Origin of the sequence: Enorma phocaeensis (assembly GCF_016901575.1) — a bacterium.
Classification (GTDB): Bacteria; Actinomycetota; Coriobacteriia; order Coriobacteriales; family Coriobacteriaceae; genus Limicola; species Limicola phocaeensis_A.
In genome coordinates, this window is record NZ_JACJKQ010000012.1 from 1 (window position 1) to 17,025 (window position 17,025).

The 17,025-nt window shown below is 64.8% G+C and carries 13 protein-coding genes and 1 tRNA gene; 7 read left to right on the forward strand and 7 right to left on the reverse strand.

The genetic code is table 11. The annotated features are described in order from the left end of the window. Positions 1 to 84: 84 nt before the first annotated feature. Positions 85 to 1,104 (reverse strand): hypothetical protein, encoded by a 1,020-nt coding sequence (locus H6A15_RS07055; protein WP_204673051.1) that lies wholly within the window; start codon positions 1,102 to 1,104, stop codon positions 85 to 87. After that, a complete protein-coding gene (locus H6A15_RS07060) occupies positions 1,095 to 1,979 on the reverse strand; it encodes a methylenetetrahydrofolate reductase (protein WP_204673052.1) in 885 nt (294 codons plus the stop codon). The genes H6A15_RS07055 and H6A15_RS07060 overlap by 10 nt, the downstream gene beginning before the upstream one ends. Positions 1,980 to 2,226: 247 nt before the next feature. On the opposite strand from H6A15_RS07060, the gene H6A15_RS07065 reads away from it, so the two are divergent. After that, positions 2,227 to 4,317 (forward strand): glutamine synthetase III, encoded by a 2,091-nt coding sequence (locus H6A15_RS07065; protein WP_204673053.1) that lies wholly within the window; start codon positions 2,227 to 2,229, stop codon positions 4,315 to 4,317. Positions 4,318 to 4,936: 619 nt separating this feature from the next. Continuing rightward, positions 4,937 to 5,013: transfer RNA gene (locus tag H6A15_RS07070), tRNA-Glu, on the forward strand. A gap of 521 nt (positions 5,014 to 5,534) precedes the next feature. Here the strand turns inward: H6A15_RS07070 and H6A15_RS07075 are convergent. The 5 genes from H6A15_RS07075 to H6A15_RS07095 form a co-directional block, all read right to left on the reverse strand. Next, positions 5,535 to 6,314, reverse strand: a complete 780-nt coding sequence (locus H6A15_RS07075) for a 4Fe-4S binding protein (protein WP_239462439.1) — start codon at positions 6,312 to 6,314, stop codon at positions 5,535 to 5,537. Next, on the reverse strand, positions 6,307 to 6,765 hold the full coding sequence (locus H6A15_RS07080; RefSeq protein ID WP_204673055.1) for an FKBP-type peptidyl-prolyl cis-trans isomerase: 459 nt from the start codon (positions 6,763 to 6,765) through the stop codon (positions 6,307 to 6,309). The genes H6A15_RS07075 and H6A15_RS07080 overlap by 8 nt, the downstream gene beginning before the upstream one ends. A 138-nt stretch (positions 6,766 to 6,903) precedes the next feature. Continuing rightward, positions 6,904 to 8,025, reverse strand: a complete 1,122-nt coding sequence (locus H6A15_RS07085) for a hypothetical protein (protein WP_204673056.1) — start codon at positions 8,023 to 8,025, stop codon at positions 6,904 to 6,906. Continuing rightward, on the reverse strand, positions 8,025 to 9,104 hold the full coding sequence (locus H6A15_RS07090) for a hypothetical protein (RefSeq protein ID WP_204673057.1): 1,080 nt from the start codon (positions 9,102 to 9,104) through the stop codon (positions 8,025 to 8,027). Before H6A15_RS07090 ends, H6A15_RS07085 begins: the two co-directional genes overlap by 1 nt. Positions 9,105 to 9,231: 127 nt before the next feature. After that, positions 9,232 to 9,621 carry a NusG domain II-containing protein gene (locus H6A15_RS07095; protein ID WP_204673058.1) on the reverse strand — a complete coding sequence of 130 codons (390 nt, stop codon included), beginning with the start codon at positions 9,619 to 9,621 and terminating at the stop codon, positions 9,232 to 9,234. 358 nt (positions 9,622 to 9,979) lie between these two features. Between H6A15_RS07095 and H6A15_RS07100 the strand changes: the two genes are divergently transcribed. The 5 genes from H6A15_RS07100 (at position 9,980) to H6A15_RS07120 (ending at position 16,506) form a co-directional block, all read left to right on the forward strand. Further along, positions 9,980 to 11,194: an iron-containing alcohol dehydrogenase gene (locus H6A15_RS07100; RefSeq protein WP_204673059.1), complete on the forward strand. Its 1,215-nt coding sequence runs from the start codon at positions 9,980 to 9,982 to the stop codon at positions 11,192 to 11,194. Between the two features lie 210 nt (positions 11,195 to 11,404). After that, the gene (argC, locus tag H6A15_RS07105) at positions 11,405 to 12,577 is read left to right on the forward strand and encodes an N-acetyl-gamma-glutamyl-phosphate reductase (RefSeq protein ID WP_239462440.1); all 1,173 of its coding nucleotides are present in this window, start codon (positions 11,405 to 11,407) and stop codon (positions 12,575 to 12,577) included. A 96-nt stretch (positions 12,578 to 12,673) separates the two neighbouring features. Next, positions 12,674 to 13,942, forward strand: a complete 1,269-nt coding sequence (argJ, locus tag H6A15_RS07110) for a bifunctional glutamate N-acetyltransferase/amino-acid acetyltransferase ArgJ (protein ID WP_204673060.1) — start codon at positions 12,674 to 12,676, stop codon at positions 13,940 to 13,942. Positions 13,943 to 14,046: 104 nt separating this feature from the next. Then, a complete protein-coding gene (gene argB, locus H6A15_RS07115; RefSeq protein ID WP_204673061.1) occupies positions 14,047 to 15,030 on the forward strand; it encodes an acetylglutamate kinase in 984 nt (327 codons plus the stop codon). A gap of 195 nt (positions 15,031 to 15,225) precedes the next feature. Then, entirely contained in the window at positions 15,226 to 16,506 is a 1,281-nt protein-coding gene (locus tag H6A15_RS07120) for an aminotransferase class III-fold pyridoxal phosphate-dependent enzyme (protein ID WP_204673062.1), read from the forward strand. Positions 16,507 to 17,025: the final 519 nt, after the last annotated feature.

Sequence of the window (17,025 nt, forward strand, 5' to 3'; positions counted from 1 at the left end):
AGATGTGTATAAGAGACAGAGATTGCAGGGGGCGTGGGCGCCGTTGCGGTCTCGAGGGGGATGCGAAGGGCGGCTGCGGCGTCACTACGTGCCAGGCGCGTGTAGGTCTTCTTGACGATAGCAGGTGGCGCCCCGCGCGCGGAACGAGCAGCCCGTCCTCAGGCGACAGGCCGCGCAGCCGCGCATGCCTGCCCGCGTCGGCTCCTGGTCAAAGATGCCGATGATGGCAGTGATGCTTTTCGTGGGCATGAGGAGGTTGGCGGGAGTGGTGGTGATGCCGCAGAGGCGCCCGGCGTTGACGGCGGCGAGCAGGGCTGGCTGCGCGTCGAGCGGAAGGTCCCCATAGCCAGGGCTAAACCTCCAAGTGGTAAAGAGCCCGGCGTCCCGCGCCCGGTCGGAGACGAGGTTATCCATGGCTTCGGCGGCAGCCTCGGCGTAGGCGGAGCATGCCGCGTCCAAAACGGCGCCCTCGAACGGTCGGCGACTTCCGGCAAGGCGAAGCATCCGCTCGCTCTCGTGTCCCAGGGTGCACGTGATGACGGCCGCCCATCGGGCATCTTTGAGATGGCGGAAGATATCGCGGCCTGAAAGGACGACCGTCGTTCCTCCGAGCCTGATGTGCGGCATGCCTTCCGGTGCGCTGTCGGCACCAGCCGCCACGGATGCATGGGGAGCTCCCGCGCCTTCTCGCTCGGGTGGGACGGGTCGCGGATTGGCGGCGCCGGCATCGCTGGGGGATACCTCCCCGGATCCGGTGGAGGCGATGACGGGGAAGACGCCCCAGGCCCCGCGCGGGGCCAGATCGCTCTCGACGCCCGCGGCGATGGCCTCGATGCGCGCTGCCAGTTCCGGCTCAAGATGCTGGCCGGTATGGCCTAGATAGCGGTACATCTCCTCGCGGTCGAGTCGCACGCCTCCATGCTCCGCAGCTCGCCATGGGGTGGGTGCCGCGGGCAGGGTCGCAGGCAGGCTCGCTGCCGGGGATGGGTATTGTCCGCTTTCTGGCGCGCGGGCGCGCGAGTGGGCGCCCGCGATGGCCGCCTCTCGGGGCAGGGCGTCGGCGTCGGTGCGGCCGTCTTCGCCGGGGCGCGTTATCACAGGCATCCGCCCCGGAGCGCCTGCACGGCGGCGCGCGCCACCGCGGGCCGGTTCATCGCGTAGACATGCAGTCCGTCCACGCCGTGCTCGGCAAGGTCTTCAAGCTGGCGGCAGGCATACTCCACACCTGCCTTCCTGAGGCTTTCCGGGTCGTCCTCGAAGCGCGCGAGGATCTTGATTACGGGCGAGGGCAGCGAGGCTCCGCACATGAACACCATGCGGCTGATCTGCTGCTTGCTCATGAACGGCATGATGCCCGCCGTCACCGGCACGGAGATGCCGGCTGCGTCCGCGAGCTCGCGGAATCGGTAGAAGTACTCGTTGTCAAAGAAGAGCTGGGTCACGAAGAAGCTCGCGCCGGCGTCTTGCTTCTGCTTGAGATGCTCCACCGAGCGCGCAAGGTCGTCGCAGTCGATATGCCCTTCGGGGTAGGCGGCCGCTCCCACGCAGAACCCGGCGTCGACGAGCTCGGGAATCAAATCCTTGGCGAAGGGGAAGGCACCTGTCGCCGCCTGGGCGGCATCGACGCCGGCGGGCAGGTCGCCGCGCAGGGCGAGCACGTTTTCCACGCCGGCGCGCTTGAGCTCGTTGATTTTCTCGGCCAGGTCATCATGCGTGAGCGACACACAGGTGAGGTGCGCCACGGAGGGCACGTCCAGCTCGTGCGAGATCATGGAGGCGATACGCGCCGTGGCGCCGGCGTTGCCCGAGCCGCCCGCGGAGTACGTCACGCTGATGAAGTCGGGGCCAAGCGCCGCGAGCTCGCCCGCGACGTCACGCGCCTGCTCAAGCGTGAGCTCGCCTTTGGGCGGGAACATCTCGAACGAGATGGGCGCGCGCCCCGTCGAGTCGGCCTGCTTGAAGATATCGTCGATGCGCATCGAGGTCACCCCTTCTGCCGTTGCGGGGCGTATGCCGGTGCGGTTGCGTACCGGGAAATCCCTGCAAGATGAGCGGATTGTCTTTACGCATGATACAGAATGGTCATGGTCCTGTTACACTTGCTTCTCGAAATGGTATCGAGCCGGCAATCCTCTGTTAATTCGGGTGAAACACGGTGTGACTAACCTGCTTGATATCCAATACGACCCCACCGGCGCCTCCGGTGTGCAGAGAAGGGAATTCCGCATGGCGAATCTTACCGACCGATTCGGGACCCTGGTGTTCTCCGAAAGCGTGATGAAGGAGTACCTCCCGAAAGAAGTGTATAAGCGCCTGTTCGCCACCATCGACGAGGGCGAGCCCCTTGACCTCGATGTGGCAAACGCGGTCGCTCATGCCATGAAGACCTGGGCGCTCGAGCACGGCGCCACGCATTACGCTCACTGGTTCCAGCCGCTCTCCGGCATCACGTCCGAGAAGCATGACAGCTTCCTCGAGCCGGTGGGCAATGGCACCGCCATCACCAAGTTCACCGGAAAGGCGCTCATCCAGGGCGAGCCCGACGCCTCGAGCTTCCCCAACGGCGGACTGCGCGCGACCTTCGAGGCCCGCGGCTACACCGCCTGGGACCCCACGAGCCCTGCCTTCATCAAGGACGAGGTGCTGTGCATCCCGACCGCCTTCTGCGGCTATAACGGCGAGGCCCTCGACAAGAAGACCCCGCTGCTGCGCTCCATGAAGGTGCTCGACGTCCAGGCGAAGCGCGTGCTGGCGCTGTTCGGCAAGACCCCGAAGCGCGTGGTGCCCAACGTCGGCCTCGAGCAGGAGTACTTCCTGATCAAGAAGGACGCCTATCGCCGTCGCCGCGACCTGGTCATCACCGGGCGCACGCTTTTCGGGGCGCCGCCCTGCAAGGGCCAGGAGCTCGAGGAGCACTACTTCGGCGCCATCCGTCCGTCCGTGTCCAAATACATGAAGGCGCTCGACGATGAGCTGTGGGCGCTCGGCATCCCTGCCAAGACCAAGCACAACGAGGTCGCGCCGTGCCAGCATGAGCTTGCGCCCGTGTATACCGAGCTCAACGAGGGCATCGACAACAACATGCTCGTGATGGAGAAGATGAAGCTCGTTGCGACGAACTTCGACCTCACCTGCCTGCTGCACGAGAAGCCGTTCGAGGGCATCAACGGTTCGGGCAAGCACAACAACTGGTCGCTCGGCACCGAGGACGAGAACCTGCTCGACCCGGGCGACACCCCCCTCGAGAACCTGCAGTTCCTGGTCTTCTTGACCGCGGTGATCGAGGCCGTCGACAAGTATCAGGACCTGCTGCGCATGTCTGTTGCGAGCTGCGGCAACGACCATCGTCTGGGAGCCAACGAGGCGCCGCCGGCAATCATCTCGATCTTTTTGGGCGACCAGCTCACCGAGGTCGTTCAAAAGATCATGGACGGCAAGGCGAGCGTGCACGCGCAGCACGGCGTTCTCGACCTGGGTGCCGACGTCCTGCCCAACCTGGAGCAGGACAACACCGACCGCAACCGTACCTCGCCGTTCGCCTTCACGGGCAACAAGTTCGAGTTCCGTGCGGTGGGCTCTGAGGCTAACCCGAGCGACCCCAACCTGGTGCTCGACACCGCCGTCGCCGAGACGCTCAAAGAGTTCGCCGACGCGCTCGAGGGCACGCCTGCGGACGAGTTCGCAAGCGCCGCGCTCGAGTACTGCAAGAAGACGCTGAACGACCATCGTCGCGTTCTGTTCTCCGGCGACGGTTACTCGGATGAGTGGCAAAACGAGGCGGAGCACCGCGGGCTCGACAACCTGCGCACCACCGCCGACGCGTTGCCTGCAATGGTCGCTCCCAAGAACCTGGCCCTCTGGACCAGCATGGGCGTGCTCTCTGAGACCGAGGCGTTCAGCCGCTACGAGGTGAAGCTCGAGAAGTACAACAAGCTCATGAACATCGAGGCAACGACCATGGTTCGTGAGGCTCGCCGCACCTATCGCCCGGCGATCACCGCCTACGCGACGAAGGTCGCCAAGGGCCTCGAGATCATCCATGGTGCCGGCGCCGACGCCGCGATGGACTGCGAGAAGAACACGCTCAACAAGCTGTGCCGCGGCATCACCGACATCAACGAAGGCATCAAGGCCCTCGACGCCGTCCATCAGAAGGCGGAGGGCATCCTCGATGCGCAGGAGCAGGCAAACTGCTATGCACATGAGGTGAATCCCGCCATGGAGAATCTCCGTGCAGCAGTCGACGCCATGGAAGAGATCGTCGCCGCCGACTACTGGCCGGTTCCCACCTACGACGACATCCTGTTCTACGTGTAAGGTTGGCGCCGGCAGCATCAGGAGGGGCTAGCATCAGGAGAGTCCTCCCGCGCTGAGGGCGATAGCTAAGCGAGCCGCCTCCCATCCCTTGGACTGAAAGCCAGCTTCAAGGGATGGGAGGTTTTGTCTCGGCGTTCCGTCCTGGGCCGATGGCGCCTGCTGCGATTTGAGTGCGTGTTGCCTGCGTTTGCGCAGGCGCTGCCTGCGGCATTCGTGTCCCTTGCATCTTCTGGTGCAAAATGGACGCCTTGTAGAGACTTCTGATGCACAATGGCCGCTAAGCCCCTCTTTTCTGGCCCTTATCGTCCGTTTTGCAACAGAAGTTTTTCAGGTGAGGCCATTCTGCACCAGAAGTTCTCCGCTAGAGATGTGGACGCCTCCAGTGGGCGGCAAGGGGTCCCAGTCGCCGCCGACCCTCTGCTCAAAAGATCGGTCCGGCGTGGACGCCACGGCCTGAGCGAGCGCGGGCGCCGCGTATGGCGAGATGGCCGGCAGTGGTGTCGGCCACGGTCGGAGCGCAACAGGAAGCTGCCCCGGCGGCGAGCGCGACAGGGCCATTTTCTCGGATGATTATGTTGTCTGTGAGAATTCCCCGGGGTCTGTTATACTTTTCTGCGCTGTCCCCATCGTCTAGCGGTCTAGGACGTCGCCCTTTCAAGGCGAAGATCGCGGGTTCGAACCCCGCTGGGGGCACCATCGAAGTTTCGGCCCGGTCTCCCTTTGGGAGGCCGGGCATTTTTCTGCCGAGACGCCGGGGTTCGAACCGAGAGGTCGCGAGACTGAGCAAACGCGTTCAAGCGTTTGCCAGCGAGCGTGCGAGGGCGCGAAGCGCCCGGAGCTGCGGCTGCCGCAGGCAGGCGCGAACCCCGCTGGGGGCACCATCGAAGCTCCAGCCCGGTCTTCCCTTGGGAGGCCGGGCTTTTCTCATGCCGTGCGCCGGGGTTCGAACCGAGAGGTCGCGAGTTCCGGGCGCGCTTTTCGCCGAAGCTCGGTTTTTTTACAGAATCGGGGCCCAAAATTGAAAATAACCGAGCAACGGCGAAATCGTTCTTCGTCGTTGCTCGGTTATTTTCGAAGTCTCTATTGAGGCGCCCGTGGCGCGACGTGCGATGGGCGCCGCACCACGGATGCAGCATCCAGGGCGAGGCACCTAGAGCGTGACATGCCGCGGGCATCGCGGCGGACGCAGCACCCTAGTCAAAACGCCGTCGGGCGCATCAGCAGCGTGCGGCCTCATAGCGGTTGGCGCGGCGCTCCTGGGGGGTCATGCGGGCTCGCGGCGAGAGAATCACATGCGTGCGGCAGTAGTCCACGCACAGGTCGCATCCCATGCAGGCGTCAGCGTCGATTGCCGCGCTGGGCGGCATGAAAGAGAGCGCGGGACAGCCGGTGATTTGGACGCAGCGCTGGCAGCCCACGCAGGAGAGGCGGTCGACCTCGGCGGGCTCTGCGGGGCGCGCGGTCTGCAGCCGCGCGCAGGGAGAGGCGAACACAAGGGCATGCACGCCGGCGACGTCGAGCATCTCGCGCACGATGTGCTGGCAGCCAAGCGTGTCGAAGGGGTCTGCAACCGTGACATCGGCTGCACCCGCCGCGCGTGCGGCCTCTCCGAGCTGCTCGATGGCCGAGTCCTCGAGATATGCCTTGCTGGAGGCCAGGATGCAGAGCAGCACGACCTCGCCTTCTTTGGCGAGATGGTCAAGCGGGCGAGCCACCTCGTTGCCTGCGCAGGCGCGTGCGAGCTGCTCGTCATGTATGAAGTGCGCGCAGACGGAGGCTCCCTCGCTCTCGGGGATTGCCTGGGCGTAGCGCGGCAGCAGCCGGGACATTCCTCCTGGACATGCCGTTGCCGCGGGATGTACCTCGCCCACAACGGGGCAGCCGGCGTCTCCGCAGAACACGCGGCCGCGACCACGGCCGATGGCGTCCTTGACCGCGACATAGGCTGCTCGGTGCGGGCATCCTGGGCAGCAGACGCCTTTCTCGGCCTTATTCATGCTGGTCATCTCCTGTATAGGGCTCACGCGAGATGAGCTCGAGCTCAAAGTTGAGCGGACAGCCCGCCATGGGATGGTTGAAGTCGAAAATCGTCATGCCGTCGTCCTCGACCTTCACGACGCGGGCAAGCTGCTGGTAGCCTTCCTCATTCATGAGATAGATCATCTCGCCTACAACCAGATCGTCGTAGTTGGGGATGTCGATGGTCGGCATCTGGTAGAGCAGGGCGGGGTTGGGCTCGCCGTACGCATCCTTGGGCTCGAGGCGAACTTTCTTCTTGTCACCGGGCTCCATGGTGCTCACCGCCGCCTCGAATCCGGGGATGACCTCATGGTTGTTTTCAATATAGGTCAGCGGGGTGCGCCCGATGGTGGTATCGAACACCTCCCCGTCATCGAAACTGCCCGTATAGTGCACACATACCTTCTGTTTGAGGGAGATGCTTGCCACAGATGCTCCTTGCTAGATGTCGCGTTCGACAGCGGTTATGCCGCGCGAACGGCGGCAGGGGTTACGTCGCAGTAACTATAGCGCATTGCAGGGTTTCGGCGTATTTTACGGAACCTGGCGCCTGTCGCGATCGAGTGGCTAGAACCCGTGGCGTTCTGCAAACAGCTCGGATGCGTCGAAGATTCCCTCGACCGTTTCTGCCCACGGCACAAAGTCGGGCGTGTCGTACACCGCGCCCTCTGCCTCCCACACCGCTTGGTGCGTGAGCTCCCATGCCTCCCGCACGGCCGGACGTACGGGCAGATAGGGGTCGATATAGGTTGGATTGAGCAAGAAGAAGGCGCCGCCGTCGCAGCGTTCTGCGAAGTCGCGCAGGGCGCGCCGCGCCGGACGCTCGCGGCCGCTCTTGAACAGCAGCAGCGTGCGGGCGAGCAAGAACCAGGGCGAGTCGTCCACAGGCACCCGGTTGACGGCGGCAAGCTCGTCGTCTTCGGGCGCGAAGGCATGCGAGACGCCCTTTGCTTCAGCGCCGGGGCCTTCTGCGTCTTCGGCCGAGTGCAGCTCGCGGACAAACTCGAAGAACCCGTCCTCGTCCTCGAGCCGGGCGAGGGCGAGCATGACGGTGCCCTCGGCGTGGCTCGGGTAGCCGGCGGCGCGCATGACGCAGCGGGCATAGGACGATGCGGCCTTATAGCGCGCCGTCGCCAGGCAAAGCTGAGAGATCGCCTCGAGCGCGTGGAGCCATCCGATCATCATGGGGTCGCTCTGTGTGAGCTGTGCCTCGGTAAGGCCCGACGACTCGAGCGCCTCTCTCGTCCAGAAGTGGGGGGCGTCGATATCGAAGCCGCAGCCTGATCCTTCGAGGTATTCGCGCGCACGCGCCTCGATTTTCATGAGGTCGCTGATGCAGTCATCAAGCGGCATGTCGGAAAGCATGGCGGCGACGAGATGGGCGTCGACCACCAGGCGGTCCGCCTCGACGATCTTGGCGAGGGCGAGGCGCGTCTCGTCGAAGAGCTGCCCGCGCCTGCGCTCGAATTCCTCGTCGGGAAGGTCTTCCATGCGGTCGAGCTCTGCCAGCAGATGGGCGTGGGTCCGGGTGTAGGCGACGAGCGCCTGGGCATGCTCGGTGACGGCATACTTTTCGGGCCGCTGCCACACGTCGTCGTGCACGAGCTCGCGTGCGGCAGGGGTGAGCTCGGGGTGCGCATCGAGGTAGGAACGCTCGAGATAGGCGGGGACGTAGGCGGACGGGTCCATCAGTTCTCTCCATCCATACGCGGCCTCATGGCGGTTTCTGCGCGAGACGTCTGCTGCTCGAGCGCTTCGCGCACCAGCTCGTGCGTCGCGACCCAGCTGGCAAAGCTCGCGTTGGTGGGCGATCCCATGCCCTCCTGCAGCAGCGGCGTCGCCTCGCTGATGGCAAGGATGAGCTCGTCCTCGCTGCCCGGGGTGACGTTTACGCGGGAATAGACCCCGTCGGGAAACTCGGCTTGGAAGTACAGGGCGTTTGCGGCGCGCGGATAGCTGCGCAGGATGGTCCTGAGCACGCGGGTCGCGCCGGCGAGGTCGAACTCATGATAGGCGACCGAAAGCTCCGCCATGAGCGACCAGGCGTCCGGCGCCTTCTCGGCAAGATGGTGCCGGCGGCGCAGCTGCACGGGCGGCAAGAACGAGGTGGCATGCTTGCCGCGGAAGCGCTTGAGGTCGTCACGGGTGCACTCGAGCTTTGCCAGGGCGAGCAGCGCGGTCAGGCGCACGTCGGCGGGGTCGTCGGCGGCAAGGGCGAGGCTCTCCTCGGCGGTTTGGAGCGCCAGGCGATAGCGTCCGGCGATAAGGGCGCGCGCCGCGAGCGCCGCAAGCCAGCGCAGATAGGGCCGGCGCGCGAGGTCGCCCGCATACTCGCGGCTATAGGGGTCGGACGCCTCGTTGCAGGCGCGTTCGAAATCCTGGCGAACCTCGTCGCGGTGGGCGAGAAGGTATTCCACGTAGGCGGTGTTCGACTCGGCCTCCAGCGCGGCGAGCATGCGTTTGGCGTCCCAGTTGGCGGGATCGAGCCCGCACGCCTCTTCGAGCTCGTGCTCGGCGCGGGCGGTCTCCTCTTCCGCCTGCGCCTCGTCACCGATCAGCGGCACGCGGTAGTCGACGATCTCGGTGGCAAGCGCTACCAGGTGAAACGAGCGGTCGCGGTCGGTGAAGACCAGGCTCGAGGGGTTGCTCTGGAAGGTTTCCATGGCCTTTTCGATGAAGACCGTGTTGTCGAGGGGATACACGCGCTCTCGGCGCATCGCTTCAAGGACGAGCCGGTGGCAGTCCTCTTGGATGGGGTCGAATGCCATGACTCCTCCTCCCTAGTTTCAAAAGATGACCGGCGCGCGCCAGGCGCCACGGGATGCCGCCTTTGCGAGCGAAATACGTTATCACAACAGTGTACCCCGCCGAGAGCTGCAGAGTCTCGTTGTAGCCCTACATCAACGAGGCGGCGTCTTCCTCGTGTGCCACGATTTCCACGACCATGCCATGGGGAAGGCACACGATCTGCTCGCCGACATGAGCGATGGGGTCGTGGTCGACGCACACCTGGTTCGAGCAGTCTGCCTCGGTTACATCCACCTGCCCGCCTTGAATGCGCACCGTATTGCGTCCTTCGGCGTCGCCCTCGCCTGTGACCACGGTGTACGTCGCGTCGGCATCGAGTGCGTCGACACGCCGAAAGCCGTCTTTGGTTTGGCAGACCACCACGGGCTCCTCAGGGTCAGGCATAAGGGCCCTTGAGGCGAACCATCCTGCCGCGCAGACGAGTGCGGCTGCTATCACGATGAGGAGTGCGCGGTCGCCCGTCCTGAGCCGTGCCATCTGGCTTCCTTTCTTGATATGGATGCCCATCTATCTGTCGCCTGCCCCCCGCATAGCGCCCGTGCGCGAGCCTTGTCCGTGAGACGGGCGGCGTTTGGTGTCAGCATCTTACCGCATGGGGGAACAAGGCGCCTTTGCTCCCCATGGCGCAACCGTTCGTCCGAATCGCATGTATAGCGACGGGCGACGGGCGATAAAATAACGTTGATGTGTGGCGAATTTCATGATCGGCTCGTCACATATCGTGCTTCTGACCCGGTCCATGCGGATCGCGGCGTCAGGGGCAGCCTTTGGTCCATGCGGGGTTCGTACGGGGCCCCGTGAAAGTGCCCGCAAGGGCTCGTGTTTGGAGGCATACATGGGACGTTTTACCAATCCTCGCGATCTGTATTTCGGTGAGGGCGCCCGCCATGAGGTCAAGAACCTCAAGGGCGAGCGCGCCATGATCGTCACCGGCGGCGGCTCCATGCGTCGCGGCGGCTTCCTGCAGGACGTCGAGGCGGACCTCAAGGAGGCCGGCTTCGAGGTTGAAATCTTCGAGGGCGTCGAGTCCGATCCTTCCGTCGAGACCGTCAAGCGCGGCGCTGAGGCCATGGAGAAGTTCCAGCCCGACTGGATCATCGGCATCGGCGGCGGCTCGCCCATCGACGCTGCCAAGGCCATGTGGCTGTTCTACGAGTATCCGAACGAGACCTTCGAGGAGGCCATCGTTCCGTTCAGCTTCCCCGAGCTGCGCACCAAGGCTAAGTTCTGCGCCATCGCTTCCACTTCCGGCACCGCTACCGAGGTCACCGCGTTCTCCGTCATCACCGACTACGAGAAGGGCATCAAGTACCCGCTGGCCGACTTCAACATCACCCCTGACGTCGCCATCGTCGACCCCGAGCTCACCTACACCATGCCGCAGAAGCTGTGCGCTCACACCGGTATGGACGCCCTGACCCACGCCATCGAGGCCTACGTGTCCACCGCGGGCTCCATGTTCACCGACGCCAACGCGCTGCACGCCATCCGCGAGATCGTCGAGTGGCTGCCCAAGTCCTACCAGGGCGACCATGAGGCCCGCCAGCACATGCACGAGGCCCAGTGCATCGCCGGCATCGCCTTCTCCTCCGGCCTGCTCGGCATCGTGCACTCCATGGCCCACAAGACCGGCGCCGCCTTCACCGGCGACCACATCATCCACGGGTGCGCCAACGCCATGTACCTCGGCAAGGTCATCCAGTTCAACGCCAAGGACGCCCGCGCCAAGAGCCGCTACGCCTACATCGCCAAGGAGGTCCTGCACCTCGCCGGCGAGACCGAGGACGAGCTCGTCGCCTCGCTGGTCCAGGAGATCCGCGACCTCAACGACAAGCTGGACATCCCGCAGGGCATCAAGAACTACGGCAAGGGCGGCGTCAAGGCCGACGAGTCCATCATCGACTACGCCGAGTTCGAGGAGAAGAAGTCCCGCATCGCCGTCGACGCCATCGGCGACGCCTGCACCGGCTCCAACCCGCGCCAGCCCACGCCCGAGGAGATGGAGCAGCTGCTCGAGTGCGTCTACAACGACACCCCGGTGACGTTCTAGTCGCCTTTCGCGCAATCGCGCGGCCTCATCTTTGAGCGCATCGCCCGGTTTCCGCGCCATGTGGCGCGGGGCCGGGCTTTTTGTATCGGCGCGTGGTGGCCGTCCGTGCCGCGCGTTCCTTCGTTTGTTGTATTACAAGTTCATGAATGTGCATGCATATGAGTAGATACGTGCTATTCTCTCGACCTGTTACATATTATGAACGCATGCATGCAGTTTGCTGCATGGCTGGTTTGGTCTACGAGTGACGAGGCGCCGGAGGGGAGTCCCTGGCTCATCGATGGCGCCTGGCAGGAGAGGGGAGAGGTCGAGATGGCCATCAAGGTGGGAGTTGTCGGGGCTGCGGGCTATGCGGGAGCAGAGCTCGTGCGTCTCATCATGGCGCATCCGGATTTCGAGCTCGCGGTCATCACCTCGAATGCCGACGCCGGCCAGTCGCTCGCTTCGGTCTATCCCTCCTTTGCAGGCGTGTCCGACCTTGTGTTCTCCACCCATGACGACCCGGCGCTCGTCGATCTTGATGCCGTGTTTTTGGCGGTGCCTCATACCGCGGCGCTCGCCGCGGCGCCAGGCCTGTTGGCTGCCGGCGTCACCGTGATCGACCTTTCGGCCGATTACCGCCTCGCGGATCCTGCGGTCTACAAGACGTGGTATGGCGTGGAGCACACCTCGCCCGAGCTCCTTGCAACGCGTGCCTTCGGTCTGCCCGAGCTCTTTGGCGACAACCTCGCACAGGTGGCCGCGCGACATGCAGCGGGCGAAGCGGTGCTCGTCGCATGCGCCGGCTGCTATCCGACGGCGACTTCGCTCGCTGCCGCCCCCGCCGTGCGCATGGGATGGGTCGCGGACGCCGGAGCCGTGGTGGTCGACGCCATCTCGGGCGTCACGGGGGCAGGAAAGTCCTGCAACGCCCGCACCCATTTCTGCCACGCCGACGAAAGCGTCGAGGCATACAACGTCTGCCGGCATCGGCATACCCCCGAAATCGAGCAGATCCTAGGCCTTCCGGGACGCGTGGTGTTCACTCCGCACCTGGCCCCCCTCAAGCGCGGCCTGCATTCCACCGTGACGCTTCCTCTCACGCCAGAAGCCGCGGCCTCGCTTACCGCGGAGGCGGCTGTCGAGGCGTACCGCGACTTCTATGCGGGGCGCGATTTCGTGCGCGTGCTCGATGCAGGCTCAACGCCCCAGACGGCCTCGGTGGCGGGTTCCAACGCCTGCCAGATCGGTCTCGCGGTCAACTCCCAGGTGGGCGTGCTGGTGGCTATGGGTGCGATCGACAACCTGTGCAAGGGTGCGGCCGGGCAGGCGGTCCAGTGCGCCAACGTCGTGTTCGGCATGGACGAGCGACGAGGCCTGCCGGGCGTCGCGCTCCCCGTGTAACGTGGTGGGGGTGCCATTGTAGCGGCGGGCGATGCCCGGTACACTGAACCCACAAGCATGTTACGGGCGCTATGCCCAAACCATAGGGGGAGCACCATGATTGACATCAACCGATTTGACGCAACGGTCCGTGCGGTGCCGGACGGTGGCGTGACGAGCGCCAAGGGTTTCCAGGCCGCAGGCGTCCATGCGGGCTTCCGCAAGAATCCCGATCGCCTGGATCTGGCCATGCTCGTCGCCGACGAGCCGTGCGCGGGCGCGGGCGTGTTCACCACGAATCGCTTCTGCGCCGCCCCCGTGACCGTGAGCCGTGAGAACTTGGGACCCGAGGGCTGCGGGCTTGTTCGCGGCGTGGTGATCAATTCGGGCAATGCGAACGCCGCCACGGGCGAGATGGGCATATCGGTCGCACGCGAAACCTGCGAGGTCGCCTCGCAGGTGCTGGCATGCGAGCCCAACCAGGTGCTTGTCGCCTCGACGGGCGTCATCGGCGTGCCGCTCGCCATCGACCTGTTTGAGACGGGCATTCCCGAGGTGTGCGATGTCTTGTCGCGCGCCGGCGGAGCAGATGCTGCGCGCGCCATCATGACCACCGACACCCATCCCAAGGAATATGCCGTCTCCTATGAGACGGAGACGCTGGAATACGTGGGCAGCACCTTTACGGTCGGCGGCATGTGCAAGGGTTCCGGTATGATCATGCCCAATATGGCGACCATGATCTGCTGCATCACCACCGATGCGCCGGTGGCGCCGCAAACTCTGCACCGCCTGCTTGTCGGTGCGGTGTCGCAGACCTTCAACAAGGTGACGGTCGATTCCGACACCTCGACCAACGATACGTGCATCATGCTCGCCTCAGGTGCCGCCGCGCCCGGCGTGCGTCCCATTGAGGAGAACACCGACGCCTACGACGAGCTCGAGCGCGCGGTGCGCATCGTGTGCGAGACGCTTGCGCGCGCCATCGCTTCCGACGGCGAGGGCGCATCGCGTCTCGTGACCGTCAACGTGACCGGCGCTCCCACCGACGAGGACGCCGACACGGCTGCACGCGCAGTGGCAAACTCCCCGCTTGTCAAGACCGCCATCGCCGGGCGTGACTGCAACTGGGGCCGCATCGCGATGGCGCTCGGCAAGTGCGGCGTCACATTTGACCAGCGCGACGTGTCGATTGACATCATGGATATTCCGGTGTGTCGCGACGGCCTCACGGTTCCCTTCGACGAGGACGAGGCGCTGCGCCGCTTCGAGGCGCCGGAGATCATCATCACCGCCGATCTGGGTGCGGGAGACGGGTCAGCGACCGTATGGACCTGCGACCTCACCCATGAATACGTACATATCAACGGGGACTATCGGTCCTAGCCACGCCTGCCGGGCCACGTGGGGCGAGCGCCTGCCCGCCCTGCCGCCTGGCTGCGCGTGGCGCCGGCGTCCCCTGACCCGCTGAAGGAGCGGAGGCAGGACCTATGAAATACGCACGCGACTCACGTCCATCGCTTTCGAACGAACAGACAGCAAAGCTGCTCTTCGAGGCGCTTCCCTGGATCAAGAACCTAACCGGCAAGACGGTCGTCATCAAATACGGCGGCTCGGCCATGGTGGACGAGAGGCTCAGGGCGGATGTCATGGGGGACATCTTGCTGCTCAAGATCATCGGCGTGAAGCTCGTGCTCGTGCATGGCGGCGGCGCGGCCATCAACGAGGCACTGTCGCACTATGACCTGCCGGTCATGTTCAAGGATGGCCAGCGCGTGACCACTCCAGAGATCATGGACATCGCTCGCGAGGTGCTGGGCGGCAAGGTGAACCAGGAGCTTGTCGCGTCGCTCAACCAGCACGGCAACGTCGCCGTGGGCGTCTCGGGCGGCGATGCGGGCACCATCATGGCCGAGCAGCTCGATCCGGGGTTGGGCCGCGTGGGCAAGATTACGCGCATCAATGCCGACTACCTCGAAAGCCTCATGGAAAACGAGTACATCCCGGTGGTGGCGACCGTTGCTCAGGGAGAAGACGGGGGCTTCTACAACATCAACGCCGACGTCGCCGCCGGGCATATCGCTGCGGCGGTGCACGCGCACAAGGTGATGTTCCTAACCGACGTCGACGGTCTCTACGAAGATTTCTCCGACAAAGACTCGCTCATCTCAAACCTCACGCTCGAGGAGACCGAAGAGATGCTTGCGGGCGGCGACGTTGCCAAGGGCATGATCCCCAAGCTGCAATCGTGCATCACTGCCCTGCGCGGAGGGGTGTATCGCGCGCACATCATCAACGGGACGACGCCGCACTCGCTGCTGCTGGAGCTTTTGACCAATGCCGGCGTGGGCACGGTGATCCATTCGACCACCGAGGCCTACGAGCACGATTGGAGCCCCCATCCGCTGGGCACGTTTGCGTCCCGCCTGTCCGAGAACATCGACGGCGCGTCGGAAGACGTCGAGCCGCTGTAGCGTCGGCGCCGTCTCCTCTGGGCGACCGTGCCGTCGGGCGTGGAGTCTTTCGTCGGGCGTCTTCCGGCTGGGGGCGCGCCACGTTGTTGCATCTGCGTCTATCGATAGCTTTTTCGGCATGCCCGCAGTCGCATCCATCGGTCCTGTCGTTTCTGTTTTCGTATCCATAGCTTCATATAAGGAAGGCTGGTTCCCATGTCTTTATCTCAGCAAAAGGCTCTCGAAGATACCTATCTCATGCATACCTATGGCCGCTCGCCCGTTGAGTTCGTGGGGGGAGAGGGCATGGAGCTCATCGGTGACGACGGCAGGACGTATCGCGACTTCTTGGCGGGCATCGGCGTGTGCTGCTTGGGACACGGCGGCCTTGTCGCCAAGGTGGTCCAGGAGCAGGCGGCAAAGCTCATGCACGTCTCGAACTATTTCTATATCGAGCATCGTGGCCAGGTTGCCGCCCTGCTCTCGAAGCTTGCCAACGACGACCTCGACGGCGCCCGGGCGGTTGCTGGCGCCATCGTGGCCGGGGATGCCGAGGCCGTCGCGCATGCGGCTGAGCCTGCGGAGGGCGAGCAGGTCTGGAAGACCTTCTTCTCCAACTCGGGCGCCGAGGCAAACGAGGGGTCTATGAAGCTGGCGCGTCTGTATGCGCACCGTGCGGGCAACGGCGGGAACACCATCGTCTGCCTGAGGGGCGGATTCCACGGGCGCACGCTCGAGACCATCGCGGCGACCATGCAGGATCGTCTGCAGGACAGCTTCAAGCCGCTCCCGGGGGGCTTTGTGGCCTGCACCCCCAACGACGTCGATGAGCTTGGGCGCATATTCGACGAGCTCGGAAGCGAAATCTGTGCGGTCATGCTCGAGCCAATCCAGGGCGAGAGCGGCGTCCATCCGCTGACGCGTGAGTTCGTCCAGACCGCGTACGACTTGGTGCACGGAGTGGGCGGCGTGCTCATCTCCGACGAGGTGCAAGCGGGACTGTTCCGTACGGGAAAGCCCTTCGCCGTGCAGCTCTTCGATGTCCATGCCGACATCATGAGCCTGGCGAAAGGCATCGCGGGCGGTGTCCCGGCGGGCGCTTTCGTGGCGAAGCAGGAGATTGCCGACGTGTTCCGCCCCGGCGACCACGGATCGACGTTTGGCGGCAGCTGCCTTGCCGTCGCGGCGGCCGAGACGGTGCTCTCGCGCCTCGTCGAGGGCGACTACGCAGCTCATGCCGCGAAGATCGGCGCCTACATGGCCGAGCGGCTTGCCGAGGTGCCGCACGTTGTCGACGTGCGCGGTGCCGGACTCATGGTGGGGTGCGACCTGGACGAAGCGGCAGGCGACGCCCATGACGTGGTGGCGCGGGCCCTCGAGGCGGGCTTCGTGATCAACGCGACGGGCGACCACACGCTGCGCTTCTTGCCGCCGCTCATCTGTGAGCGCACCGATGTCGACGACCTGGTCGCCTGCCTCGCCGAGGTGCTGGGGTAGGGGGCGCGTCTCCGACAAGGCGGACGATCACGCGCTCGGTTCGCGTCGAAGCGGGCGGGCGTCGTCCAGAATCCAGGGCGCCGCCCCATCCCCGCCGGCGTCGCGCGCCCTTTCGTCTCGAAGCCGCGCTGCGACACATCTTCATCTCGAAGCTACACAATTACCGAGCAACGGCGTTCGCATTTTTCGCCGTTGCTCGGTAATTTGCACAAAAATGCCCCGATTTTGTAAAAAGACCGAGCTTTGGCGAAATCGTGCAGAAGAAACGTGACGACAAGGCGGCAACGAGGCAGATGTGACGGCTGGGCGACGAGGTGGCGAGGCAGATGTAACGGCTGGGCGACGAGGCAGCGAGGCCGATGCGGCGGCACGACGATGGGGCAACGAGGCGACCATGGCGACGAGGCGCGCTCGATGTCGGCGGCGGCGCGGCGCCCGTTGTGGTGCGCGTAGAGATGGAGGACCCGGCTCGCGGAACAGAAGTCTCGAGATGACAAAAAGCCTCCCCGCCAACGGGGG

Bases quoted from the DNA above. Each gene is read 5' to 3' on its own strand.
- H6A15_RS07055 (WP_204673051.1), bottom strand. From the start codon at position 1,104: ATGCCTGTGATAACGCGCCCCGGCGAAGACGGCCGCACCGACGCCGAC.
- H6A15_RS07060 (WP_204673052.1), bottom strand. From the start codon at position 1,979: ATGCGCATCGACGATATCTTCAAGCAGGCCGACTCGACGGGGCGCGCG.
- H6A15_RS07065 (WP_204673053.1), top strand. From the start codon at position 2,227: ATGGCGAATCTTACCGACCGATTCGGGACCCTGGTGTTCTCCGAAAGC.
- H6A15_RS07075 (WP_239462439.1), bottom strand. From the start codon at position 6,314: ATGAATAAGGCCGAGAAAGGCGTCTGCTGCCCAGGATGCCCGCACCGA.
- H6A15_RS07085 (WP_204673056.1), bottom strand. From the start codon at position 8,025: ATGGACCCGTCCGCCTACGTCCCCGCCTATCTCGAGCGTTCCTACCTC.
- H6A15_RS07090 (WP_204673057.1), bottom strand. From the start codon at position 9,104: ATGGCATTCGACCCCATCCAAGAGGACTGCCACCGGCTCGTCCTTGAA.
- H6A15_RS07095 (WP_204673058.1), bottom strand. From the start codon at position 9,621: ATGGCACGGCTCAGGACGGGCGACCGCGCACTCCTCATCGTGATAGCA.
- H6A15_RS07100 (WP_204673059.1), top strand. From the start codon at position 9,980: ATGGGACGTTTTACCAATCCTCGCGATCTGTATTTCGGTGAGGGCGCC.
- argC (WP_239462440.1), top strand. From the start codon at position 11,405: ATGCAGTTTGCTGCATGGCTGGTTTGGTCTACGAGTGACGAGGCGCCG.
- argJ (WP_204673060.1), top strand. From the start codon at position 12,674: ATGATTGACATCAACCGATTTGACGCAACGGTCCGTGCGGTGCCGGAC.
- argB (WP_204673061.1), top strand. From the start codon at position 14,047: ATGAAATACGCACGCGACTCACGTCCATCGCTTTCGAACGAACAGACA.
- H6A15_RS07120 (WP_204673062.1), top strand. From the start codon at position 15,226: ATGTCTTTATCTCAGCAAAAGGCTCTCGAAGATACCTATCTCATGCAT.